At 54.2% G+C, this 23,564-nt stretch carries 21 protein-coding genes; 15 read left to right on the top strand and 6 right to left on the bottom strand.

Annotated features, from left to right (window positions below):
* Positions 1-74 precede the first annotated feature (74 nt).
* Complete coding sequence (gene lpcA, locus VZC39_RS06795; protein WP_434666881.1) at positions 75-653, bottom strand: D-sedoheptulose 7-phosphate isomerase; 579 nt, start codon at positions 651-653, stop codon at positions 75-77.
* 250 nt (positions 654-903) lie between these two features.
* Between lpcA and fadE the strand changes: the two genes are divergently transcribed.
* On the top strand, positions 904-3,360 hold the full coding sequence (gene fadE, locus VZC39_RS06790) for an acyl-CoA dehydrogenase FadE (protein ID WP_434666878.1): 2,457 nt from the start codon (positions 904-906) through the stop codon (positions 3,358-3,360).
* 178 nt (positions 3,361-3,538) lie between these two features.
* Entirely contained in the window at positions 3,539-5,056 is a 1,518-nt protein-coding gene (locus VZC39_RS06785; protein ID WP_434666875.1) for an HD domain-containing phosphohydrolase, read from the top strand.
* Between the two features lie 60 nt (positions 5,057-5,116).
* Here VZC39_RS06785 and VZC39_RS06780 read toward each other — a convergent pair whose 3' ends face one another.
* Together VZC39_RS06780 and dnaQ are read right to left on the bottom strand one after the other, a co-directional pair.
* Positions 5,117-6,361, bottom strand: a complete 1,245-nt coding sequence (locus VZC39_RS06780; protein ID WP_434666872.1) for a TIGR03503 family protein — start codon at positions 6,359-6,361, stop codon at positions 5,117-5,119.
* The gene (dnaQ, locus tag VZC39_RS06775) at positions 6,358-7,080 is read right to left on the bottom strand and encodes a DNA polymerase III subunit epsilon (RefSeq protein ID WP_434666869.1); all 723 of its coding nucleotides are present in this window, start codon (positions 7,078-7,080) and stop codon (positions 6,358-6,360) included. The genes VZC39_RS06780 and dnaQ overlap by 4 nt, the downstream gene beginning before the upstream one ends.
* 137 nt (positions 7,081-7,217) lie before the next feature.
* Here dnaQ and VZC39_RS06770 point away from each other — a divergent pair, with 137 nt between their 5' ends.
* Genes VZC39_RS06770 through VZC39_RS06755 form a run of 4 tightly spaced genes read left to right on the top strand, consistent with a single transcriptional unit; the run spans position 7,218 to position 12,569 of the window.
* Positions 7,218-8,438: a site-specific integrase gene (locus tag VZC39_RS06770; protein WP_434666866.1), complete on the top strand. Its 1,221-nt coding sequence runs from the start codon at positions 7,218-7,220 to the stop codon at positions 8,436-8,438.
* Positions 8,438-10,093 carry a hypothetical protein gene (locus VZC39_RS06765; RefSeq protein ID WP_434666863.1) on the top strand — a complete coding sequence of 552 codons (1,656 nt, stop codon included), beginning with the start codon at positions 8,438-8,440 and terminating at the stop codon, positions 10,091-10,093. Before VZC39_RS06770 ends, VZC39_RS06765 begins: the two co-directional genes overlap by 1 nt.
* Positions 10,090-12,156: a hypothetical protein gene (locus VZC39_RS06760; protein WP_434666860.1), complete on the top strand. Its 2,067-nt coding sequence runs from the start codon at positions 10,090-10,092 to the stop codon at positions 12,154-12,156. Before VZC39_RS06765 ends, VZC39_RS06760 begins: the two co-directional genes overlap by 4 nt.
* Complete coding sequence (locus VZC39_RS06755; protein ID WP_434666857.1) at positions 12,156-12,569, top strand: hypothetical protein; 414 nt, start codon at positions 12,156-12,158, stop codon at positions 12,567-12,569. Before VZC39_RS06760 ends, VZC39_RS06755 begins: the two co-directional genes overlap by 1 nt.
* A 214-nt stretch (positions 12,570-12,783) precedes the next feature.
* On the opposite strand, the gene VZC39_RS06750 is transcribed toward VZC39_RS06755, so the two are convergent.
* The 3 genes from VZC39_RS06750 to VZC39_RS06740 form a co-directional block, all read right to left on the bottom strand.
* A complete protein-coding gene (locus VZC39_RS06750) occupies positions 12,784-14,106 on the bottom strand; it encodes a type II toxin-antitoxin system HipA family toxin (RefSeq protein WP_434666854.1) in 1,323 nt (440 codons plus the stop codon).
* Positions 14,100-14,435: a helix-turn-helix transcriptional regulator gene (locus VZC39_RS06745; RefSeq protein ID WP_434666851.1), complete on the bottom strand. Its 336-nt coding sequence runs from the start codon at positions 14,433-14,435 to the stop codon at positions 14,100-14,102. Before VZC39_RS06745 ends, VZC39_RS06750 begins: the two co-directional genes overlap by 7 nt.
* 403 nt (positions 14,436-14,838) lie before the next feature.
* Positions 14,839-15,918, bottom strand: a complete 1,080-nt coding sequence (locus tag VZC39_RS06740; RefSeq protein WP_434666848.1) for a permease — start codon at positions 15,916-15,918, stop codon at positions 14,839-14,841.
* A 108-nt stretch (positions 15,919-16,026) separates the two neighbouring features.
* Here VZC39_RS06740 and VZC39_RS06735 point away from each other — a divergent pair, with 108 nt between their 5' ends.
* The 9 genes from VZC39_RS06735 to arsB all read left to right on the top strand — a co-directional run bounded on the left by VZC39_RS06735 (position 16,027) and on the right by arsB (position 23,564).
* Positions 16,027-16,323 carry an ArsR/SmtB family transcription factor gene (locus VZC39_RS06735; RefSeq protein WP_029304595.1) on the top strand — a complete coding sequence of 99 codons (297 nt, stop codon included), beginning with the start codon at positions 16,027-16,029 and terminating at the stop codon, positions 16,321-16,323.
* An 86-nt stretch (positions 16,324-16,409) separates the two neighbouring features.
* Entirely contained in the window at positions 16,410-16,790 is a 381-nt protein-coding gene (locus VZC39_RS06730; RefSeq protein ID WP_029304596.1) for an ArsR/SmtB family transcription factor, read from the top strand.
* A 134-nt stretch (positions 16,791-16,924) separates the two neighbouring features.
* Positions 16,925-17,344: an arsenite efflux transporter metallochaperone ArsD gene (arsD, locus tag VZC39_RS06725; RefSeq protein WP_434666845.1), complete on the top strand. Its 420-nt coding sequence runs from the start codon at positions 16,925-16,927 to the stop codon at positions 17,342-17,344.
* Positions 17,345-17,412: 68 nt separating this feature from the next.
* Positions 17,413-19,185, top strand: a complete 1,773-nt coding sequence (arsA, locus tag VZC39_RS06720) for an arsenical pump-driving ATPase (protein ID WP_434666842.1) — start codon at positions 17,413-17,415, stop codon at positions 19,183-19,185.
* A 1-nt stretch (position 19,186) separates the two neighbouring features.
* Positions 19,187-19,687, top strand: a complete 501-nt coding sequence (locus VZC39_RS06715) for an arsenate reductase ArsC (protein WP_434666839.1) — start codon at positions 19,187-19,189, stop codon at positions 19,685-19,687.
* Positions 19,688-19,720: 33 nt separating this feature from the next.
* A complete protein-coding gene (locus VZC39_RS06710; protein ID WP_230581507.1) occupies positions 19,721-20,218 on the top strand; it encodes a phosphatase domain-containing protein in 498 nt (165 codons plus the stop codon).
* Positions 20,219-20,228: 10 nt separating this feature from the next.
* A complete protein-coding gene (locus tag VZC39_RS06705) occupies positions 20,229-21,245 on the top strand; it encodes an ArsJ-associated glyceraldehyde-3-phosphate dehydrogenase (RefSeq protein ID WP_434666835.1) in 1,017 nt (338 codons plus the stop codon).
* A 7-nt stretch (positions 21,246-21,252) separates the two neighbouring features.
* Positions 21,253-22,494, top strand: a complete 1,242-nt coding sequence (arsJ, locus tag VZC39_RS06700) for an organoarsenical effux MFS transporter ArsJ (RefSeq protein WP_029304602.1) — start codon at positions 21,253-21,255, stop codon at positions 22,492-22,494.
* A complete protein-coding gene (arsB, locus tag VZC39_RS06695; protein ID WP_434666832.1) occupies positions 22,494-23,564 on the top strand; it encodes an ACR3 family arsenite efflux transporter in 1,071 nt (356 codons plus the stop codon). Before arsJ ends, arsB begins: the two co-directional genes overlap by 1 nt.

The following is a 23,564-nucleotide window of genomic DNA, read 5'->3' as shown; positions in this document are numbered from 1 at the left end:
GCTCCGCCAGCATGGGGAGCGACATCATGGGCCGATATCGACCGCAAGGCTCCCCATTCGGTGGGCCCGTCCGCTTATTTGGCCATCTCTTTTTCAACCAGCTGGATCAGGATGTGGATCACCTTGATGTGCACTTCCTGAATGCGGTCGGCATAACCGAAATGGGGCACCCGGATCTCGACGTCCGCGAGGCCGGCCATCTTGCCGCCGTCCTTGCCGGTCAGGGCGATCACCTTCATGCCCTTGGCACGGGCGGCCTCGATGGCTTTGAGGATGTTGCCGGAGTTGCCACTGGTGGAGATGCCGAGCAGCACGTCACCACGGCGACCGACGGCTTCCACATAGCGGGAGAAGACATAGTCGTAGCCAAAGTCATTGGAGACGCAGGAGAGATGGCTCGGATCCGAGATGGCGATGCCAGCATAACCAGGGCGGTTTTCCCGGTAACGGCCAGTCAGTTCCTCTGCAAAATGCATGGCATCGCAGTGGGAACCACCATTGCCGCAGGAGAGTACCTTGCCTTCCTGCTTGAAGGAGTCAGCCAGCAGGGTGGCGGCGGCCTCGATGTTCTTCAGATTCTGCTCATCGGCCAGAAAGGCCTGGAGCACGCTGGCAGCTTCGGTCAATTCATTGCGGATAAGTTCTTGGTACATGGGTCTGAACTCTCTTTGTATCGTCCAACATAGGGTTGCCCCATTGTCGCACAAGCTGATCCCGCCGTCGCCCCCCTGCCCTGGCAACCGCGCAGGAAAGCAGAGCGTTAGCTGGCTCACACCCGGAAGGTAACCAGCTTGTAAACAGCTTGATAATTTTGTGCCCATGAATTACAACAGAGGCCACATCCAACAGGTCAGACCTCTGGATCAGTTAAATCAACCTGGCAACTCATTCAAGGAGCGAAAAATGACGACGACCCTCACTCTGCTCGGAGTGATCCTGGTGATCGGCGCCATGGCTTATCGCCGTGCGTCCCTGTTCACCGCCACGCTGGCCACGGCGGTAGCCCTGGTTATCGGCACCTTCTATGGCCATGTCCCCTTGCTGGTGTGGGCTCTGTTTGCGGTAGTCGCCATCCCGCTCAACCTGGTGGAGTTTCGCCGCAACCAGCTGACCAAGCCCCTGTTCAAGATCTACAAATCCATCATGCCGGAGATGTCCCGCACCGAGAAGGAAGCCATCGAGGCTGGCACCACCTGGTGGGAAGCGGATCTGTTTGCCGGCAATCCAAACTGGAAGAAGCTGCACGCCATTCCGGTCGCCACCCTCAGTGCCGAGGAGCAGGCCTTCATGGACGGTCCGGTGGAAGACGTGTGCCGCATGGTCAATGACTGGGAAGTGACCCACGAGCGTGCGGACCTCTCCCCCGAGGTGTGGCAGTACCTGAAGGATCACAAGTTCTTCGCCATGATCATCAAGAAGAAGTACGGCGGGCTGGAATTCTCCGCCTATGCCCAGTCCTGCGTGCTGCAAAAACTCTGTGGCGCCAGTGCCGTGCTCGCCTCCACCGTCGGTGTGCCCAACTCCCTCGGCCCGGGTGAGTTGCTGCAGCACTACGGCACCGAGGAGCAGAAAGACCACTACCTGCCCCGTCTGGCCATCGGCAAGGAGATCCCCTGCTTCGCCCTGACCAGCCCGGAAGCTGGCTCCGACGCCGGCTCCATCCCCGATTTTGGCATCGTCTGCAAGGGCGAATGGGAAGGGGAAGAGGTGCTCGGCATGCGCCTGACCTGGAACAAGCGCTACATCACCCTGGCCCCCATCGCCACCGTGCTCGGTCTCGCCTTCAAGCTGCGCGACCCCGACCATTTGCTGGGTGAAGAAGAGGAACTCGGCATCACCTGCGCCCTGATCCCGACCCACATCGAGGGCGTCGAGATCGGTCGCCGCCACTTCCCGCTGAACGTGCCGTTCCAGAATGGCCCGACCCGCGGCGAAGAGGTGTTCGTGCCGCTGGACTTCATCATCGGCGGCCCGGCCATGGCCGGCCAGGGCTGGCGCATGCTGGTGGAGTGCCTCTCCGTCGGCCGCGGCATCACCCTGCCCTCCAACAGCACCGGCGGCGTCAAGATGCTGGCTCTGGCCACTGGCGCCTACAGCCGTATCCGTCGTCAGTTCAAGCTGCCCATCGGCAAGATGGAAGGCATCGAGGAGCCCCTGGCACGCCTCGGCGGCAACGCCTACATCATGGGCGCCGCCGCCAAGTTGACGGTGACCGGCATCGATCTGGGGGAGAAGCCCTCGGTCATCTCCGCCATCGTCAAGTATCACCTCACCGATCGTGCCCAGAAGTGCATTATCGATGCCATGGACATCCACGGCGGCAAGGCCATCTGCATGGGGCCGAACAACTATCTGGCGCGTGGCTATCAGGGCGCTCCCATCGCCGTCACGGTGGAAGGGGCCAACATCCTGACCCGCAGCATGATCATCTACGGTCAGGGGGCCATTCGCTGCCATCCCTATGTGCTGCCGGAGATGCTGGCAGCCAGTCACCCGGATCAGGACGTGGCGCTCAAGGCCTTCGACAAGGCGGTGTTCAGCCACGTGGGCTTCGCCATCAGCAACCTGGTACGCAGCTTCTGGCTGGGTCTCACCGGTGCCCGCTTCGCCGGCGCGCCGTACAAGGATCAGACCAAGGGCTACTACCAGCAGCTCTCCCGCCTGTCCGCCAACCTGGCCTTCCTGTCCGACATGGCCATGGGCACCCTGGGGGGCGAACTCAAGCGCAAGGAGCGCGTATCCGCTCGTCTCGGCGATGTACTGAGCCAGCTCTACCTCGCCTCCAGCGCCCTCAAGCGCTTCCAGGACGAGGGCCGTCAGCAGGCGGATCTGCCACTGCTGCACTGGGCGCTGCAAGATGCCATGTTCAAGGCACAGGAGGCGATCGACGAGTTGCTGCGCAACTTCCCGAATCGCTGGATTGGATTGGCCCTTCGCGCCGTCGTGCTGCCGCTTGGCCGCGACCTGAAGCGCCCGTCCGACAAGCTGGACCAGCAGGTTGCCCGCTTGCTGCAAACCCCGAGTGCTACCCGTGACCGTCTGGCCGAGGGGCAGTACCTCACCCGCGAGGAGGGCAACCCCTTCGGCCTGCTGGAGCAGGCGCTGGATGACGTACTGGCGGCGGAGCCTCTGTTCGACAAGATCTGCAAGGCGGAAGGTGCCAAACGCCCCTTCACCCAGCTGGACAAGGTCGCCGAGGCGGGTCTTGCACTCGGCGTCATCAACCAGAGCGAAGCCGAATTGCTGCGCCGCGCCGAACTGAACCGTCTGCGCACCATCAACGTCGACGACTTCGACCCCGTCGATCTGGTCGCCAACAAGGCACTGTTTGAGCCTTCTGCCTATCACAGAGCGGCCTGAGCCCGGAGTTGAACCTCACAACGCCTCCCTTAGTGGAGGCGTTTTTTATGGCGGGCCAGCGGCGCAACAACTGCTGGAATAAAGAGAAGGAAGCGGGATCATATTTTGTTTATCAATCCGTTTCCTATCCTGAGTGAAGCAGTTAAGGTAAGCACAGAACCCAAGACAGGATTGCATAATGGATGATCAAATCCTGATTATTGATGACGACGATCTGGAGCAGCCCAGCCCCCCCCTTCCCGGCTGGAAGGTGATGATCGTGGACGATGAACCCGAAGTGCATCGCATCACCAAGATCACCCTGAGCAAGTTCGAATTCGACGGCAAACCCATCGACTTCTTGCATGCCTACTCGGCCGCCGAGGCCAAAGCCCTGCTCGCCAACACCCCGGATCTCGCCCTCCTGCTGCTGGACGTGGTCATGGAGGCCGACCATGCCGGTCTGGAGGTGGTGAAGTTCGTGCGGGGAGAGCTGCAAAACAAGATGGTGCGCATCGTGCTGCGTACCGGTCAGCCCGGGCAGGCGCCGGAAGATGACGTCGTCGCCAACTACGATATCAACGATTACAAGGACAAGACCGAGCTCACCTCCCAGAAGCTGCGCACCCTGCTGCGAGCCAGCCTGCGCTCCTATCGGGACATTCGCGCGCTGGAGAGCAACCGCCAGGGACTGGAGAAGGTGATCGAGGCCTCCAAGGGGATCTTCGAACAGCGGGCCCTGCGCCAGTTTGTCGAGGGCGCCCAGACCCAGCTCAGCGCCCTGCTGAATCTGGAAGAGTCCCAGATCTACGACGTGAAGCATCTGGCCTACGAGGTGCGGGATCAGGTGCTCGAGCCCCTGCTCAGCGACGGCCCCGCCCTGCGTCTGAGCGAAGCCCCCGCCATACTGCGTCACGCCATGACCAAGGGGGCCAACGTCTACGACGGCAACCAGCTGGTGCTCTACTGCCAGAATGCCCGCCACCACCTCTTGTTCCACATCGAGACCAGCCGCCCCCTCAACCAGATGGATACCGGCCTGCTGAGCTTGTTTACCGAGAACATCATAGTGGCGCTGGAGAATATCCGGCTCAACGAGGTGATCGGCGACAACCAGCGGGAGATCATCTATCGCATCGGCGAGCTGGTGGAGACCCGCTCCAAGGAGTCCGGCCTGCACGTCAAGCGGGTGGCGCTCTACACCGAGCTGTTCTGCCAGTTGCTCGGCATGCAGGAGGAGCGCTGCGAGCTCATCAAGCGCGCCTCCCCCCTGCACGACATCGGCAAGGTGGGCATTCCCGACGCCATCTTGCATAAACCGGGCAAACTCACCCCCGAGGAGTGGGAGATCATGAAGACCCATGCCCAGCTCGGGCAGGACATGCTCTCCGGCAGCGATCTGGCGCTGTTCCAGATAGGTGCCACCATCGCCGGCAGCCACCACGAGAAATGGAACGGCAGCGGCTACCCCCGTGGGCTCGGCGGCGAGGCCATCCCGCTGGAGGGGCGCATCGTCGCTCTGGCCGATGTGTTCGACGCCCTGGGATCGGATCGCTGCTACAAGAAAGCCTGGCCACAGGATCAGGTGCTGGCGCTGATCGAAGCCGAGCGTGGTCAGCACTTCGACCCCCAGCTGGTGGATCTGATGCTGGCCAACCTGGACAAGTTCCTCGACATCCGCGATCAGTACAAGGACACCTACCTCGGGGAACATTGAGACCTTCTGAAACGCGCAATGAAAAAGCCGCCCATCGGGCGGCTTTTTCGCAAACAGACCTTACTGCTGCGGCAGGTTCAGGTCCAGCTTGGGCACAGGGGGGGCGGCATTGTCGCTTTGCGCCTTCTGCGCGGCCATCGCCTTGTGCAGGGTGCGACGTTTTTGCAGCAGCAGGAAACCGGCGCCTCCCAGCAGAAGCAGGAGCACGGCCCCGCCACCCAGGGCCCAGGGCAGCCAGGCTCGGCTCTCTCGCTCCTCGAACTTGACCGGCTTGGGCGCCGGCGCGGCAGAAGGCGTGGGGGCCAGCACCGGCAAGATGTTGAACGACTTGACCGGCAGCTGCAGCTGGATCTCGCGCCCGAGGCGGGTAGTACCAAACAGGGTGGTCTCCACCTTGTATTGCCCCACCCCCTTGAGCCCGGACAGATCGATGCGCACCTCGGGACCGCTCGCCACGGCATTGAATACCTGGCGCTCCCCGGTCGCGCTCCCCGCCTTGCCCTGGATGACCACGGACGCCGGATCCAGCTCCTCCCCGTCGATGTGCAAGGCGATACTGGCCCCAGCCTCATCCGAGGGCATCGTCAGGGTATAGCTCACCGGCATGGGATAAAGCAGAACCTGCTGTGACTGGGCGCGGGTGAACACCTGATTGCCCGTGCTGTAGAGCGCGCGGTACTTGCCCGCCGGCACCTCTACCACCGCCTCGGCGGTCAAGATACCGTCTCCTGGCCGTTCATCGAGCCCCTTGCCGTCATCGAGATAGTGTCCGAGCGTCTCCTCCAGCACGGGCTCTCCGCTCTGGCTGTCGTCGCCAAATTGCTGCAGCCGCACCGTCATGCCGAGATCCGTGAGGTAGTAGCTGGCATCGGGAGCCGCGCCATCGATCAGCAGGCGGGATTCGAGCTTGATGCGCTCCCCCTGATAGAGACGGGCCGGCAGCGGCTTGCTCTCGAGCCGGATATCGGTCAACAGGCGTACCCGATTGTCCGGATCCACCGCGCCGATGGCCTGCCAGGGGCCCGGCATGGGATCACGCACGGTAACGAGATCCTGCTGTGGCAGTGCCAGCCAGCCCACATCGGGAGGGGTCACCTTGCCCGCGTAGAGCTTGCTGCCATCGGGCCGCACCAGGATCATCGAGGGGGTGCCCGGCTGGCGTTTGATGATGAAGGTAATCTCCTTCACCCCGTAATCGATGCGAAACCGGTTGTCGAGCAAGGGGACATCGGAAGGGGCAAACACCTCGTTGGCCGCTACTCCGCACGAAGCCAGCAACAGCAGGCTGCCCCAGAATCTGCTCATTGCCGCCACAGGCAGGCTCCTCCCTTTTTTTGCACCAGATCGAGGCGCGACTCATGGGTCGCGACCACCTCGTCGCTGGCGCGGATCACCCGCAGAGGGGCTCTATCGTCCGCCAGTCGGCGAATGCTGGTGTCCTGATTGCTGTCGCTTTCACTGCTCTCGCTGGCCAGATTGAGCTTGGTCTGGCCACCGGTCATCAGCAGGTAGACGTCCGCCAGGATCTCCGCATCCAGCAAGGCCCCGTGCAGGGTACGGTGAGAGTTGTCGATGCCGTAACGATCGCACAGAACGTCCAGGTTGTTGCGCTTGCCGGGGAAGAGATCCCGCGCCATCGCCAGGGTATCCGTGATGCCGCAGATATCCGCCGTCTTGAAACCCAGGCCGAGCTTGCTGAACTCGTAGTCCATGAAGCTCACGTCGAAGGGCGCGTTGTGGGCGATGAGCTCGGCGCCGCGAATGAACGCGATGAAATCATCCGCTATCTGGCTGAACGCGGGTTTGTCCGCCAGGAAGGCATCCGTGATGCCGTGCACCGCGATGGCCTCGGGGTCCACCAGCCGATCCGGTTTGATATAGACATGGAAATGGTTGCCGGTCAGCTTGCGGTTGATCACCTCCACACAGCCGATCTCGATGATGCGGTGGCCGAGGTAGACGGGACCGCCTGCCGTGTTCATACCTGTGGTTTCAGTATCCAGAATAACCGTCCGCTGAGCCATATTTTGTAACCTCACCCTAGATAATCAAACCATTAATCCAATAATATCATTCATTTAGCTTAAAAACACGTTGATTGACAAGATAAAAAGTGTAAACTCCAAAGGCATGTACAAACAAACTCCTGAAAAGTGTAAACGTGAAACTACAGATCAAACATTTCATTGCTCAAAACGGTGAGCGTTTTTCGCTACTGTACAATGTTGACCATGATGATCCTGATCATGCCGCGTTTCCACTCTTCTATCCAACTGCTTATGTGACGAGAAATCTGCTAGGCCAGATGCACAGCAGCCAAGTTGAACAGCTCCAGGTGATCAAAAAACTTTACAACTGGGCTCATCAGGAAAGACCTGCTCTCGATCTGCACCATCTCTTGCTTTCACGCCAATTTCTCACATCTTGCCAAATGGATTCATTAGCGGCCTATTTATTAAAAAAAGATAAGAAAGGGAATACTGTCTCACGGCTGAGATATCACCGGTCAATAAATGTTGCTGCTGAATACTTGGCATGGTATGCAACCGAAATAATTTCTAATGCAAATTCACCTGAGATCGCTCAAGCCATAACGCTTATGAAAAGTGCGCTTAATGCGCGTTGCGGCAATCGGCAGGGATCCACCTCTAGACAACGGCAGGCACAACTGACCAAAAAATTATCTGATGAAGCAAGGTCAACCCTGCTTAATCTCTTTCAAAACGCAGAAAATGGGATTAAAGGTGAGACCCAAAAAGACAGTTTCCATCGAAATATTCTTGCCTTGCACATTATGTACTCTACTGGGATGCGCATCGGAGAAGTGCTAGGACTTCAACTGCAAGATTTTATTACCTCTTCTGGTGGTGAACCCGCCTACTTGGTTGTACGTCGAAATCATGACGCCATAGAAGATGATCGAATCCAGCAGCCTGTAGCTAAAACGCTTAACCGTCAATTAGCAATTGATGATGGGCTTTCCCACAAAATTTCTGATTACTTGGTTCAACGCTCCAAAATTTCTAATGTAGAATTTCATGATAATTCCTATCTATTAGTCAATTTCATGAGAGGCTCTCGACAAGGACTAGGTGTTAGTATCCAGAATTTCAATTCTTCATTAGACCGCTTGAGGAAAAAATTTCCTACATTAAGTGAAGTCCATCCACATCTATTGCGACACGATTGGAATTTCCGATTTTCTCAGAAAGCAACTTTACTAAAAATGAATGAGAAAGAAGAACGAGCTGCGCGAGAGTACAGCATGGGTTGGGTAGACGATTCACCCTCATCAAAAATTTACAATCGACGATACATTGAAGAGCTAGCGTTTGATATAGGCATACGAATAGCCAGTGATACTCAGAAAAAGGACTTGTAATGAGCTCAGAGTATGCGTTTACATTAAGTTCGGATGAATTGTCACCTAAAGCCAAGGAGCATGATTTCCGAGAGGAAATCAAACGCACTGAACTTGGCATTAATTTCCCCAAAAACGTGATCTTGGAAAAAACAAGATTGGTTATAATTGGCGAATACTCATTCGACATTTCATTAATTCAAAAAAAACTCCAAAAAATAGAGTTTCACTCATTTCTTGGTGTCATAGCATGGATGACAAATAATGATGAAACTGGGTCACTGATAAATATCATTCCAGCGTTCAGAAGCTACATTAACCTTGCATATGTGAATGGCATTACAGTTAAGTCGCTATCATCCTTTCTCGACAGCTGTCGCAGTCACGAAGTTACACACGGTTACTTTAGTTTCATCAAACGATTTTTAAAAAAATGGCATGAGCTAAATCTACCAGGAATTACCGATGATGTAATTGATTTCATCTCCCAGGTTCAGCTTCCACAACCCAAAAGGCCAGCTGGCAGTAAAATTAGGTCAGACGACCCAACTGAGGGATGGTATACTGACTCAGAATTTGATTCTCTTGTGCAAGCAATTTGGCGCGCATACGAATCTGGTGTCAATAGTTTATGGCGAACATGTATCCTTCTGTTATCAGCACAGTTTGGACGACGCCCTATACAAATCGCACATCTAAAAATTCTAGACCTAAAAGAGACAGGTGCAAGCTGTGGAGTCTCAGGTCGTCGCATTGAATTTCCTGGCGCCAAGGATAGAAGCGCAAATGGATTCCGACAATCAAAAATAGAAGTTCATCCTATTAGCGATGAGTTATGGTTCCTTTGTAAATGTCAAGCAGAAAAAACAATTCTTCGATTTGAAACAGTTCTAGGGCAAAAATTAACCCCAAAAGAGAAGCTAAACTTACCATTGTTCCCATCTATATCGGACAGAGCCTTAGAGAGGAAATTAGAAGCCTCCACATTTCTTCATAAAGTTGACAGCGCTATTTTAGCATCTCCAGTCCTTCATATCCCTAATGGTAAAGTTTCAATTGCCATAATGATGGGCCCTTATGGTGAAACTATAATATCCCACAGAACTGGGCGGCCTCTCGTCCAAAATGCGTATCGATTCAGGTACACCCGCGCACGACAATTGGCCCGTTCCGGTGTCCCAAGAGCTGTTCTTAAATATTGGCTAGGACATGAGACAGATTATTCCATAGATACCTACTACGACGATCCAGCTGAACGAGCAAGGGTATTGAACGATCAAATAGCCCCATTATTAGCCCCTCTGGCCCAAGCTTTTCAGGGGAATCTCAAGGATAGCGAGGCAAGCGCCGCCAGAGGGGATGACCCGGCTAGCCGTATTGAACTTGATGGGCAGGAAGCTTTGGGGGTAGGCACGTGTGGTGAGCATGGTTTTTGCTCTGCCTCGGTCCCAATCCCTTGCTACCGCTGTACCAAATTCCAACCATGGGTGCTCGGCCCCCATCATGAAGTACTGAACCGGCTACTAGAACGTCAACGTCTAGAAAATGAAGTACCTAGACCTGGGCTCAAGCGTCGACTGCTTGTACCACTTCAATTAGATAAAGATATTCAGGCCGTAATGGAAGTTATTTCTTTGTGCGAAGCTCGCAAAGCTGAGTTAAGGGATTCGGAATGAGCAAAGTTGTTATTTTTAAGTCTAACGCAACATTATCTACAGAGACTAATTTGCGTAACCTAATTGCTTTTGCTCGTGACGAGATAACCCTTTGGGGTGAGCTTGAGGGCTTCACATGGGAGAATTCCATATGGCCGACCCACCTTACTTCTATACGATTTATAGAGCTATATCAGCGGGAGTTGCACGCTTCAAAAATACCAACAGAACAGCAATTGATGACTTCGCCATTTATATGGTTCGCGAAGGCGTATATACGCTACACCCAGAGCATTCGCCCAACAAAAACATTCACGAGAACCATGGTAGCATTGCAATTACTAGAAACAGCTTTACTAGAAATTAATATGCACACAGATGTCACCAAGGTGACAGCTCGACATTTAGACAGCGCTATGGATTTACTGATTTCTGAGAAATTTAAAGATCGACAAGGGATTGGTGGTGCGCTCCAGACCATAGCTAAAAATTTAGCAAAATGGCATATTGTCACATCTAACATAAAACACTGGCAACATCCATTTATAGGAAAACATTCAAACTATAGTGTTAGTAAATGCGATCCTGATGCTATAGCGAAAAAGTTACCACAAGATGATACTATTTTGGCTATAGCAGAGATATTTTCTAATGGCTATACCAATGCTCAAGATGACGAAGACATTTTTATCTCTTGTGTCACTTGTCTACTGCTATGTGCACCGATGCGTATTAATGAAATACTGCATTTTAGAGAGAATCCGCTGAATGAGGAACTGGATTCCAATGGAAATAAACAGACTTACATCTCCTATTGGGTTCCTAAAAATGGCCTTTATGTCAGAAAGGAAATCCCTGAGGTTATGGCCGGTTTCGCACGAGAAGCGGTTAGACGACTCTGCCTTATCACAGAGGAATCTCGCAGACTAGCTCTTCACATTGAAAACCATCCAGAACAATTTTATAGGCATTCGCAATGCCCTGACGTTATGGATGATCAAGTTTTAACTATTGAAGAGTTGACACAAGCTTTAGGATTTAACAACGCTAAATCGACAGAATCATTCATCTATCGTTGTACAGGCAGATATAAGTACAAAGGATGGACGCTCAATTCAGTATGGCCATTGATAATGGCTGAGCACAAAAAATTAAACCCACATTTCCCCTATCAGATTGATCCCACTGATGCCTCCCACAATAAACCATTAAGAATGTCAGAGTCTCTTATATGTCTCAGATACATGCAATTATCTACCAGAAATCAGACTAGTTCCGTTCTTCTGGCCCCAACCAACCGTGATTTCTATGCCAAACGCCTTGAATCAAGGGATATGCAGCGCGGAAATAAGATAGTAAACATGAGTGTTTTGCTCAAACATGGTTATGAGGGATTAGAGTTACGATCACATCAACTACGACATTTTTTAAATACTTTAGCACAAGAAGCTGGTGTTGGTATCGATGTAATTACACGTTGGTCTACCAGGGCATCTCCGACACAGAGCCGAGTCTATATGCACCAAGATCCCAAGCGAAAAGCCAGCAATGTAGCGGTTCAGCTAGGTATGACTCCAAGCCAAAAAACCGCACAGCCTATAACTCATGATGAATACCGTCTCATGGATTTTGGGCCCATCATCACTACTCGCTATGGTATCTGTACACACAACTACGTTGAGACCCCCTGTAACAAACATGCAGATTGTCTAAACTGCTCTGACCTGCTGATATGCAAAGGACACAGGAGGTCTCTTAAGGCGATGATTGAAGAACGTGACCGCATAGCCGAGAATCTGTCTGCTGCACAGGCTGAGATTGATGCTGGACGCAGAGTTGCCAGTCGCTGGCAACAAGCCCATACACAAACTCTCGACAGAGTAAATAGACTCATTGACATTATGACAGACAAAAACATAGAAGATGGGAGTCCAATAAGACTTCAAGGCAACGACTTCAACCATCAAGTACGAATTGTAGAAAATACAGAATCAAAGCCATTTAATAACACTATTAACGTTACAGATTTTGGACATAGTGATGATGTTGCGGCCTGCCTACGATTACTCTTGGAGGAAAATTAATGCCAAGCCCAATAACTACGAAACACCTTCAACACATTGTTGCCATTATTAGAGATTGGCCAAGAGATGAGCCTCTCACTTGGGATAAAATTTGTGATGCTTCTGAGGTTATCATTGGTTATAAGCCAACACGTCAGGCATTATCTAAAAAAACAATGCTAACAAATGCCTATAAGACAAAAAAGGTAGAGTTAAAGGCGAAGCGGCTTGCATTAGCTGGCGTACCAACACCAAAGAGTATGCCTGCTGCTATTGAACAAATATCTAGATTGAAACAGGAAAACATGCAGTTAAGGCAAGAATTAACAAGAATGGCAGAAACTGCACAGCGTTTTATCTATAACGCTAGCCTCCGTGGCTTGACACCTGCATACTTGATGAGACAACTACCCAAACAAAATCGCAAAGAGTAAAAATTACGAAGCAGTTGTTCCGAAGAGTAAAGTCCTTAGCGAATACAACGCCTACCTATAGCGTCTGGTAAATTTATCAACAACATTCAAACTGGAAGTACATGTGTCTATGCATGTACTTCCTGATTATACATAAATACACTTGGCTGGATTCAACAAGCTGGATAAAAAATAGTCATTCATACGTTTACCCAGGGCTTGCGGCTACCTCACATCACCATGACAACCGGAGGTGCTGTCCTACCTCATGGATTAAGGATTGCGGCACATCGTTATCACGCGCTAGCGTAGGCCACTTGGAGACGACATCAACCACCCGCTCTAGCATTTCATCGACCACTTTCGGGCTAAATATCATGATGGTTTTGCCGACACTGTGCAGATCCTCTCGCGTGAAGTCATCTCGTTTGCCATTGAGCGTCATCCAGTGTGAGTTGATCCACTTGTTGCCAGGTTTGTAGCTAAAGGCCAGATCGTATGCGGGGGACAGTCTCCATGTGCCCTGATTGTCCATTGTGAAGGCCCAGTTTTTGGGGTGGTCATCGTGATTTCTGGCAACGATGTTGAAGATCATGCGCAACAGGATTTGGTGTGCGTCTTCGACAGGGAGTGCTAACTGTCGTGCAGTCTGAAAAATCTCATGATAGGAATAAGTACCTGGCATTTTGTAGTCAACGTGCTGCATGGCGTTGAGTGTTTGAATGTGTACTTTCTCTTTGCCAATGCGATCAAAGCGTTGCGTGAGAAAATGTCGTCGCGCCCCTTCTTCCAGTAATTTGCAATAAGACATGTTGATCCCAACCGCCGTTGCCATCAGGTAGTACACATACTCCATGGCACCGTACCCCAAGGGATCACCAAACGTCTCAGTATCTGTCCTGTGGGTGTTCACGCCATCGAACTTGAGTAAGTAGTGATTCCACCCTTCCGGCGCTTCGACCTGACCCGATTTAACATGGCGAAATTGGGCATCAAACGCCAAGACCGCCTTCGGTCTCGCACCGCCAGCACTCATTCCCACCTGCATTAGTTGTTGCATCGCAAGGCTATCCGCACCATTACCGTGGGCTAGGGTCGCCTCAAAATTGGTTCTGGTATCAATGACTGTCTGGGCCACCCGCACGAGATCTTCAAGCGCAACGTCTTTAGGTGTGACTGCAATCCCCTTGCGGGTGGCAGGCCGGAATTCTAATGCGCCCATCCCTCGGCTCCCTGTGTATTGCAGTCGTTGCAAAGGGGTGATCTGTGCAGGGTCTTTCCCTTGGCTTGCCATCCAGGCATTCAGAACGGCATTACCGAAATCATCAGGGAGGCTATCAGCCAGCATTCCAGGCAAACCTCTGAATGTGGCGTGACCGAGATTAGGGAAGTTGTAAACTATCCCTTGCCTGAGCGGCATCATCAGGGGGGAGAGTTGCAAGCCAGTGTTAACAAACTTCGGGGTGTACTCGAAATAGCCTCGACCGGTCTCTGGGTCGAAGCTCAGAACACCAACCTTGTGTTGGGCGTAATGGATACTGATGAACTCGTTTACCATTCGCTGCTCTCTTGTTTGCTTGGTTTGCTCGGTGTACCGGACGCTCGCCGCCTTTCCTTTCCTGCTAACTGAGCAAGTTGGATTGGTGAGATAGGAACTGGGGGTAGGAAGCTATCGAGGTGATCGGCAATGTTCATTGCTCGCATCAATTTGACGAGGGTGGTCAGATCGACATTGCCTGTTTCGGCGTGGATCACTTTTTTGCGAGTCACTCCAGCCAACTCAGCAAGTGCCGCCTGAGTGATGTTGAGATTCAACCGTACCCGCTGCAATCTCGCCCCCAATTCTTGGGTGATCACATCTACAGGGTCGCTGTTTGAGATGATCATGCAATGTTCCTCTTTTCGGACATTGGATTGCTTTTACACAATTGTGTTCCATATTGGGAACACAATAGCCTTTATCAGAAGATCAATCAAGGTTCCAAAAATGGTACGCAATTGGCTTTTATTACAATAAAGTCCCAAATATGGGTCTTTATGTGGTTTGCTAAATCTCTGGGGTAAACCCTAGCACAGGTAGAAATCCCTAATCCATGAAGTTGAACTAGGGTCGGCAGAGCTCGATGTGTGGCTCATGCGCCATTCCTAGTTAAGGGGAATAACAGACATTCACTAATGTGGATAGGTTGGATGTGGCCACATGCAGCGCAAGCTGCAAGATCATCACAGCATGGGTGTCTACGAAGTCCAGAAAAAAAGGGCCTTCTGTTCCAGAAGGCCCTTTTGTCATTTATGAGAACAGCAACTGGGTCAGGTAGCCCATCATGACGGCCATCCCCAGTATGACGGTGAGGAATGCCACGATCATGGGGGTTCTGAACATCGACTTGAGCAGGATCACCTCGGTCAGGCTGGCTCCCGCACTACCGATGATCAGAGCCATCACAGCCCCCATCCCCATCCCTTTACTCATCAGTACCGATGCAAGCGGGATAACAGCTTCTGCCCGGATATAGAGCGGAATACCCACGATGGCACTGAATGGAATAGCCAGGGGGTTATCTGCCCCAGCGTGGGCGGCGATCCACTCTGACGGAATAAAACCGTAGATAAATGACCCGATCAGTACCCCCAGCAACAAGTAGGGCAGTACCTCTTTGAATTGCTGCCAAGCATCAGCACGAGCTTTGGCAAAGGCAGTGGGGATCACTGGCGCCTGGGTCAGGGTCGCGGTGCCATCTGCGCAGCAAGAGAGCGCTGGCGTTGCCTCTGCCTCTGGTTGTGGGGCACAGCAGGATGCCGCAGCACTTATCGGTTTGACTGACTTGATGGTGCTGCTTGCACAGCAAGCGGTTGCATTCGCACTGGCCGGTTCACTCGCAGTAGTGCCGCAACTGGTGCCACAGCTGCTTTTTGGGGCACCTTTAGGGTCAATGACATGACGCTCGAACCCCAGCATGTCCAGCAGCATGCTCGCCAGTACGGAGACGCCAGCTGCGATCACGGCATACAGCACCGTCACTTTCCATCCGAAGGTAGCCCACATCAGGCCGACAATAATCGGATTGAGCAACGGAGAGACAAACAGGAAAGTCAGTGTTGGCCCAAATCCGGCTTTGGCAGACAAGAGTCCACGCAGCATAGGGATGGTTGAGCAACTGCAAAATGGGGTCAATGCGCCCAGTACCGCAGAGATCAAGTAGCCTCTGCCTTTTCGTGCCCCCAGCATGGCTTGGATCTTGGCGTCGGGTATCTTCTGGCGGATCAAGCTGACCCCGGCACTGATCACCAAGAACAGCACAGAGAGCTCAAAGGCCAGGAACAAAAACATCTGAGATGCATCTGTCACCATGGTTAACCAGTCATTCATCTTCATATCCTCCACGTAAAAACCACATTTCTAGAATAATGGAAATGATGTGGTGATCAAGATATTTCTGGTATTATCGAAATATGCATCGTGTGGAGGGATTGGGTCATGCAGTTGGAAGAAGTCGCTAAAGCGTTGAAGGAGCTTGGTCATCCAACTCGCCTGTTCATTTTCAAGCATCTCATCAAAGCTGGGACGCAGGGCTTGCCTGTTGGAGAGCTGCAAAAGCAACTATCTATCCCCGCATCAACCCTCAGCCACCACATCTCGGCTCTGGTATCGGTAGGGCTCGTCAAGCAGAACCGAGAGAGTCGCACGCTCATGTGCGTGTCTCAATTCGAGGTGCTGGAAGAGGTCATCGCATTTTTCCGTGAAGAGTGCTGTGTAAACGGCAGCTCAACCTGAATAGATTCAAAGCAGTGGCAAGCTGCCTTGATCATTTCAACTGTTCTTGTATAGTTGTAATCATGAAATGAGTGATAGAGGTTCAAATGAATAAAGATACTGCTACTAAAGTCTTCGAGTCTCTGTCGTCCGGTATCCGCCTCGATGTATGGCGCCTGCTGGTCAAAGCTGGGCTGGAAGGGATGGTTGCTGGTCAGTTGGCCAGTGAGCTCGATATCGCTCCGAATACCCTGTCATTTCACCTGAAAGCCATGCTTCACGCGGGCCTCATCTCGGTGGAGCAAGAAGGCCGATTTTTACGCTATCGCGGCAATATCCCACTGATGCTTGAGCTGATCGGTTACCTCACAGAGGAGTGTTGTAGCGGTCATCCCGAGCAGTGTTTAGATATGCGCGGCACTGCCAATTGTGCTCCCGAAGTGCTTCCCCCTCTTACCTCCTGCAACAAGGAAGGCTGTTCATCATGAACATCCTGCTTTCATGCTCGGGGAAGCGGAGCGAAGCCCTCTTATTAGAGGTGTTTTCCGTTTTTCAACAGATCGCGAGGGGCTAAAAGCAGCTCTGGATGCGATTGCCACTGAGATTAAGCGAGGAAGTGATTATGAGATTGATACAAGTATTTGACCCTGCCTTGTGCTGCTCCAGCGGTGTGTGCGGCACAGATATTGACCAAAACCTGGTGGTCTTCGCTGGCGATGCAGAATGGCTCAAGCAGCAGGGGGGCTCTCTATATCGCTTCAACCTGGCGCAACAGCCCCTGGTATTTGCTGAAACCCCTGCGGTGGCTTCTTTCCTGGAGCTCTCCGGTGAAGAAGGGCTGCCTGTGACCTTGGTTGATGGCCAGGTGGTACTCACCGGTCGTTATCCGAGCCGCACTGAGTTGATGCGCTATGTCGGTCTGGCGTTACCGAAAGCCTCCGAAACTGATGGCGCAGAGGCCAATACAGAGCCAAGCAAAGCGGGCGCCATCAAAGGGATCGTCAAGAGTGAATGCTGTTCCGGCAGCAGTGGTTGCTGCTAAGCGAACTCATGTAGTTAGCAGGATCGCTGTTCGGTTCATTGCCTTGTTCTTCCAGATAGGAGTCTCTCATGTTCCAGTTTCTGACCAATCCACCACCGTTTCTCTTTTACACCGGGAAGGGGGGCGTGGGTAAAACCTCGCTGGCTTGCGCCAGTGCGGTTGCCCTGTGTGACAGTGGGAAAAAGGTACTCTTGGTGAGCACGGATCCAGCCTCAAACGTGGGTCAGGTGTTCGATACCAAGATAGGCAACCAAGTCACCAAGATCCCGCAGGTTGAGGGATTGTCTGCGCTGGAGATTGACCCGCAAGCTGCCGCACAAGCGTACCGTGAACGGATTGTTGGCCCAGTGCGTGGCAAATTGCCCGAGAGCATAGTGCGCAGCATTGAAGAGCAGCTATCCGGTGCCTGTACCACAGAGATAGCCGCTTTTGACGAGTTCACCGCCCTGCTGACCGACCGTGACTTAGTGGGTCAATACGACCATATCCTGTTCGACACTGCCCCCACGGGCCACACCATCCGTTTATTGCAATTGCCTGGGGCATGGAGCGAGTTCTTGGAACAAGGCAAGGGGGACGCTTCTTGTCTGGGGCCGTTGGCGGGGCTGGAAAAACAGCGCAGCCAATACACAGAGGCCGTCGCTGCCTTGTCGGATGCCGGGAAAACACGATTGATCCTGGTCGCCCGCCCCCAAACCTCGCCCCTGCGGGAAGTAGCACGTACTCATGATGAACTGGCGGCCATTGGCCTTGCCAATCAGCAACTGGTCATCAATGGCATCTTCCCAGAAAGTGAGCGGGTTGATGACCCCTTGGCCGCAGCCGTATGGCAACGAGAGCAGCAGGCTATGGCTAATATGCCAGCGATGCTGGCAAGTCTTCCACAAGACAGAGTTCCTCTCTTGGCCACCAACCTGGTAGGTGTAGACAGCCTGCGTCAGTTACTCAGCGCAGAACCGGTCAATGGGGCCTATGAGGTCGAGAGCACGACCGCTGAGCAACATCCTGATTTGAAGCAATTGGTCGATGAACTGGCCACCGATGGTCATGGGCTCATCATGTTGATGGGTAAGGGGGGAGTGGGCAAAACCACCCTGGCGGCAGCGGTCGCGGTGGAGCTCGCCAATCGGGGACTGCCGGTTCACCTGACCACCTCAGATCCCGCAGCCCATCTGGGTGAGACGTTGGCAGGTGCCCTGCCTAGCCTGGAAGTCAGCCGTATTGATCCTCACGCCGAGACTGAGCGTTACCGCGCTCAGGTGCTGGCCACCAAGGGGGCGAGCCTAGATGAACAGGGCAGAGCTCTGTTGGAGGAAGATTTGCGTTCCCCCTGCACCGAAGAGATTGCCGTGTTTCAGGCCTTCTCACGGATCATTCGCGAGGCGGGTAAGCGCTTCGTGGTGATGGATACAGCGCCGACTGGCCATACTCTGTTGCTGCTTGATGCGACCGGCGCCTATCACAGAGAAATTGCCCGCCAGATGGGCGGGAAAGGGATGCACTTCACCACCCCCATGATGCAACTGCAAGACCCGAAACAGACCAAGGTGATGATCGTGACTCTGCCCGAGCCAACTCCGGTGCAAGAGGCGGCCAACCTGCAAGCTGACTTGCGCCGTGCCGGCATCGAGCCCTGGGCCTGGGTGGTCAATCACATGCTGGCCCCAGCCAGTGTCACTTCCCCCCTACTTGCCCAGCGAGCATATCGCCAGCAACCCCACATCGATGCGGTGAAGGGGGAGCATGCTCAGCGCTATGCGGTGGTGCCCTTGCTGGCGACCGAGCCGGTGGGTGTGGAGGCTCTACAAGATTTATGTCACCCCATCCACAAGGAGATGTGAGATGCAACGCCCGTTAAATGTGCTCTTTCTCTGCACCGGCAACTCGGCTCGCAGCATTATGGCTGAGGCACTGCTCAACCGGCTCGGTCAGGGCAACTTCAATGCCTTTAGTGCAGGTGTCTCCCCGAAAGGGGAGATCCATCCGCTGACGCTGCAACTGTTGGAGCAACAAAATCTGGACACCAGCGCCCTGCGCAGCAAGAGCTGGGAAGAGTTTGCTCATCCTGATGCCCCCAAGATGGATTTTATCCTGACGGTGTGCGACCAGGCTGCGGGAGAGCAGTGCCCGGCATGGCCAGGTCAGCCTATTACCGGCCATTGGAGCTTTAGCGATCCGGCAGCGGTGAGAGAGAGCGAGGCAGCACAATGGGCGGCGTTCAATAAGGTCTTTCACGAAATCGGTAATCGGTTGCGGATCTTCCTCAGCCTGCCACTGAACAAACTGGATCGCATGTCGCTGCAACAAGCGCTGCATACCATCAACCAATCCCAATCCACCTGACGTTCTCATTGAGACATGGAGACGCTGTTTATCATGCACCCGTTTGACATCCTGAATCTGGATAATGGCGCCCGCCTTATCTTCACTCCCTGCCCTGGCACCAAGGAGGCTTCCCTGCAAGCCTCCCTCAAGACCCTGCAAGAGGCTGGGGCTGATGCGGTGGTCACCATGATGCCTGATGCCGAGCTTAGCGAATTCAAGGCTGATGCCCTGCCCGCCGAGTGTGCTGCATTGGGGCTGGCCTGGTTCCAGCTACCGGTAGAGGATGATTGCGCGCCCGAGGCGCCATTCACAGCAGCGTTTACGAGCCACAAGGCAGACTTGCTGGCGCGACTGGCCTCTGGCCAGACCTTGGCCATTCATTGCCGAGGCGGCTCGGGCCGTACCGGACTGATGGCGGCTATCTTGCTGTTGGAGGCAGGCTACGCCCCCGCCAAGGTCAAGACCCTGGTGCAAGGTCTGCGTCCCAAGGCGTTGACCCTGACCCCTCACGTCAATTACCTCAACACCCACTACTCATTCGCCGGTTAAGGAAAGCAGCATGACTATCAAAGTTGGTATCAACGGCTTTGGCCGCATGGGCCGCCTCTCATTTCGCGCCGCCTTCGATTGGGCGGATGTAGAGTTTGTGCGCATCAATGACCCGGCTGGGGATGCAGCATCCCTAGCACACCTCATCACCTTCGATTCAGTCCATGGCCGCTGGCATCACGAGGCCCGCGCCGAAGGTGACGAGATGGTGATTGGCAACCATCGCATCCCCTGCACTCGCAACAAAGAGATCGGTCAGACTGACTGGTCGGATTGTGATGTGGTGATCGAGGCCTCTGGCAAGATGAAGACCAAAGCCCTGCTGAGCGCCTACCTGGCACAAGGGGTAAAGCGCGTCGTGGTAACGGCTCCGGTCAAGGAAGAGGGTGTCCTGAACGTAGTGATGGGGGTTAACCACCACCTTTACGACAAGGCGCAGCATCCTATCGTGACGGCGGCCTCCTGCACCACCAACTGCCTGGCGCCTGTGGTGAAGGTGATCCACGAGCAGTTGGGTATCAAGCACGGCTCCATGACCACCATTCACGACATCACCAACACTCAGACCATTTTGGACGCCCCCCATGCAGATCTGCGCCGTGCCCGTGCTTGTGGCTTGAGCCTCATCCCCACCACTACCGGCTCTGCCACCGCCATCACTCATATCTTCCCCGAGCTCAAGGGCAAGCTGAATGGCCATGCCGTGCGAGTGCCGCTGGCCAACGCCTCCCTCACCGACAGTGTGTTCGAGGTGAGCCGTCCCACTACCGAAGCCGAGGTCAATGGCTTGCTCAAGGCCGCTGCCGAGAGTGAGCTCAAGGGGATCATGGGGTATGAAGAGCGCCCGTTGGTATCAGTGGATTACAAGACGGATCCGCGCTCTTGCACCATTGATGCGCTTTCCACCATGGTGATCAACGGCACCCAGGTGAAGATCTATGCCTGGTATGACAACGAGTGGGGCTATGCCAACCGCACTGCCGAACTGATGCGCATGGTTGGTCAGATGGACAAGGTGCAAGGATAACCCGGCCATGGCACTGACCCGACTCTCCCCCGAGACCCGCCAGTACCTGCTGGTGACCGGTAACTACTGGGCCTTTACCCTGACCGATGGCGCTCTGCGCATGTTGGTGGTGCTCTACTTCCACGGGCTGGGTTACAGCCCGCTGGCCATTGCCTCCCTGTTTCTCTTCTACGAGTTCTTCGGGGTCGTGACCAATCTGGTGGGGGGCTGGCTCGGTGCTCGCCTTGGGCTTAACCGCACCATGAACATCGGGTTGGCCCTCCAGGTGCTGGCGTTGGGCATGCTGCTGGTGCCGTCAGTCTGGCTGACGGTGCCTTGGGTGATGGCGGCGCAGGCGCTCTCCGGGATTGCCAAGGATCTCAACAAGATGAGTGCTAAAAGCTCCATCAAGTTGCTGGTGCCGGGGGAGGCTCAGGGTCAGCTCTACAAGTGGGTAGCACTCCTGACAGGCTCGAAAAATGCCTTGAAGGGGATGGGGTTTTTCCTCGGTGGTGCCCTGTTGACCTTGCTCGGGTTCCAGGGGGCTGTGCTGGTCATGGCCCTCGCACTGGCGCTGGTGTGGTGCGTGAGCATGCTGACGCTGAAACGTGACCTGGGCAAGGCCAAGAATAAGCCCAAGTTCAGTGAGATCTTCTCCAAGAGTCGCGCCATCAATTACCTGTCGGCAGCCCGCCTGTTCCTGTTCGGTGCCCGCGATGTGTGGTTCGTGGTGGCGTTGCCTGTGTACCTCGCATCCAGCTTTGGCTGGGATCACTGGTATGTGGGGGGCTTCCTCGCGCTCTGGATCATCGCTTACGGGGTGGTGCAGACCCAGGCTCCCCGATTTACCGGTAAGCGCCAGGGGCGTGTGCCTGATGGTAAGGCGGCGATGCGCTGGGCGCTGTCGCTGGCCTTGATCCCTGCCCTGATTGCGCTGGCGCTCCACTATGGGGTGCATCCGGCCATCAGCCTGGTAGGCGGTCTGATGTTGTTCGGTGCCCTGTTTGCCATCAACTCTTCTCTGCACAGCTACCTGATAGTCAGCTATGCCGGTGCTGATGGGGTATCGCTGGATGTGGGCTTCTACTACATGGCCAATGCCCTGGGGCGCTTGCTCGGCACCCTGCTGTCGGGGCTGGTGTTCCAGCTTTACGGTCTGGAGGCATGCCTCTGGATCTCCACTCTCTTTATTCTGTTGGCGGCATTCATTTCCATCGGCTTGCCACGCCATCAGCCTTCCGTTTCATCCAACTCTCATGGAGCCTCATAATGAGTACCAATGCCTGCTGCGATCTGCCCGTCAGCAAAAAAATGAGCTTTCTCGACCGTAACCTCACCCTGTGGATCTTTGTCGCCATGGCGATTGGGGTCGGGATTGGATATCTGTTCCCTCAGGTGGCTCAGTGGAACGAGGCGATGTCTGTCGGCACCACCAATATTCCGCTGGCCATTGGCCTGATCCTGATGATGTATCCGCCGCTCGCCAAGGTGAACTACGGCACCATGGGCGCGATGACTCGTGACCGTCAGGCCATCACTCTCTCATTGGTGATGAACTGGTTCGTCGGCCCCATCCTGATGTTCGTGATCGCCTTGGTGTTTTTGCATGACTACCCAGACTACATGGTAGGCCTGATCCTGATTGGTCTGGCGCGTTGCATCGCCATGGTGCTGGTGTGGAACGACCTGGGGGGTGGTAACAAAGAGTATGGTGCTGGCCTGGTAGCGCTCAACAGCGGTTTTCAGATCTTAACCTACAGCTTTATGGCTTGGTTGTTCATTACCGTACTGCCTCCGCTGTTCGGCTTGCAGGGGGTTGCGGTGGATATCACCATGCTGGATATCGCCGAGAGCGTGCTGATCTATCTGGGGATCCCCTTCCTTGCGGGCTTCTTGAGCCGTAAATATCTGGTCAAGGCGAAGGGAGAGAAATGGTATACCGAGCGCTTTATCCCGGCTATTTCCCCCATCACGTTGATCGCCTTGTTGGCCACTATCGTGCTGATGTTCAGCCTCAAGGGGGAGATGATCGTCGAGCTGCCGATGGATGTGCTGCGGGTCGCGGTTCCACTGGTCGTCTATTTCGTGTTGATGTTCTTCACCAGCTTCCTGGTCGGCAAGAAACTCGGCATCCCCTATGACAAGAATGCCTCTATCGCCTTTACCGCCACCGGCAACAACTTCGAGCTGGCTATTGCGGTCTCCATCGCCGTATTCGGGCTGAACTCGGATCAGGCCTTCGCCGGGGTCATCGGCCCGCTGGTTGAAGTACCGGTGTTGATCGCCCTGGTCAATGTAGCCCTGCGTATGAAGCGCAATTATGTGACAGCGGAGGCCTAA

Origin of the sequence: Aeromonas sp. NJAU223, assembly GCF_051125555.1 — a bacterium.
GTDB classification, from domain to species: Bacteria; Pseudomonadota; Gammaproteobacteria; order Enterobacterales; family Aeromonadaceae; genus Aeromonas; species Aeromonas veronii_G.
The sequence above is the reverse complement of the archived record's forward strand: the minus strand, read 5'-3'. Positions and strand labels throughout refer to the sequence as shown.

What these genes read in the sequence shown, in the direction of transcription:
- VZC39_RS06710 (WP_230581507.1), top strand. Translation starts at nt 19,721, where the DNA reads ATGCACCCGTTTGACATCCTGAATCTGGATAATGGCGCCCGCCTTATC.
- lpcA (WP_434666881.1), bottom strand. Translation starts at nt 653, where the DNA reads ATGTACCAAGAACTTATCCGCAATGAATTGACCGAAGCTGCCAGCGTG.
- VZC39_RS06740 (WP_434666848.1), bottom strand. Translation starts at nt 15,918, where the DNA reads ATGAATGACTGGTTAACCATGGTGACAGATGCATCTCAGATGTTTTTG.
- VZC39_RS06780 (WP_434666872.1), bottom strand. Translation starts at nt 6,361, where the DNA reads ATGAGCAGATTCTGGGGCAGCCTGCTGTTGCTGGCTTCGTGCGGAGTA.
- VZC39_RS06765 (WP_434666863.1), top strand. Translation starts at nt 8,438, where the DNA reads ATGAGCTCAGAGTATGCGTTTACATTAAGTTCGGATGAATTGTCACCT.
- VZC39_RS06705 (WP_434666835.1), top strand. Translation starts at nt 20,229, where the DNA reads ATGACTATCAAAGTTGGTATCAACGGCTTTGGCCGCATGGGCCGCCTC.
- fadE (WP_434666878.1), top strand. Translation starts at nt 904, where the DNA reads ATGACGACGACCCTCACTCTGCTCGGAGTGATCCTGGTGATCGGCGCC.
- VZC39_RS06755 (WP_434666857.1), top strand. Translation starts at nt 12,156, where the DNA reads ATGCCAAGCCCAATAACTACGAAACACCTTCAACACATTGTTGCCATT.
- arsA (WP_434666842.1), top strand. Translation starts at nt 17,413, where the DNA reads ATGTTCCAGTTTCTGACCAATCCACCACCGTTTCTCTTTTACACCGGG.
- VZC39_RS06730 (WP_029304596.1), top strand. Translation starts at nt 16,410, where the DNA reads ATGAATAAAGATACTGCTACTAAAGTCTTCGAGTCTCTGTCGTCCGGT.
- VZC39_RS06760 (WP_434666860.1), top strand. Translation starts at nt 10,090, where the DNA reads ATGAGCAAAGTTGTTATTTTTAAGTCTAACGCAACATTATCTACAGAG.
- arsB (WP_434666832.1), top strand. Translation starts at nt 22,494, where the DNA reads ATGAGTACCAATGCCTGCTGCGATCTGCCCGTCAGCAAAAAAATGAGC.
- VZC39_RS06715 (WP_434666839.1), top strand. Translation starts at nt 19,187, where the DNA reads ATGCAACGCCCGTTAAATGTGCTCTTTCTCTGCACCGGCAACTCGGCT.
- dnaQ (WP_434666869.1), bottom strand. Translation starts at nt 7,080, where the DNA reads ATGGCTCAGCGGACGGTTATTCTGGATACTGAAACCACAGGTATGAAC.
- arsJ (WP_029304602.1), top strand. Translation starts at nt 21,253, where the DNA reads ATGGCACTGACCCGACTCTCCCCCGAGACCCGCCAGTACCTGCTGGTG.
- VZC39_RS06750 (WP_434666854.1), bottom strand. Translation starts at nt 14,106, where the DNA reads ATGGTAAACGAGTTCATCAGTATCCATTACGCCCAACACAAGGTTGGT.
- arsD (WP_434666845.1), top strand. Translation starts at nt 16,925, where the DNA reads ATGAGATTGATACAAGTATTTGACCCTGCCTTGTGCTGCTCCAGCGGT.
- VZC39_RS06785 (WP_434666875.1), top strand. Translation starts at nt 3,539, where the DNA reads ATGGATGATCAAATCCTGATTATTGATGACGACGATCTGGAGCAGCCC.
- VZC39_RS06735 (WP_029304595.1), top strand. Translation starts at nt 16,027, where the DNA reads ATGCAGTTGGAAGAAGTCGCTAAAGCGTTGAAGGAGCTTGGTCATCCA.
- VZC39_RS06745 (WP_434666851.1), bottom strand. Translation starts at nt 14,435, where the DNA reads ATGATCATCTCAAACAGCGACCCTGTAGATGTGATCACCCAAGAATTG.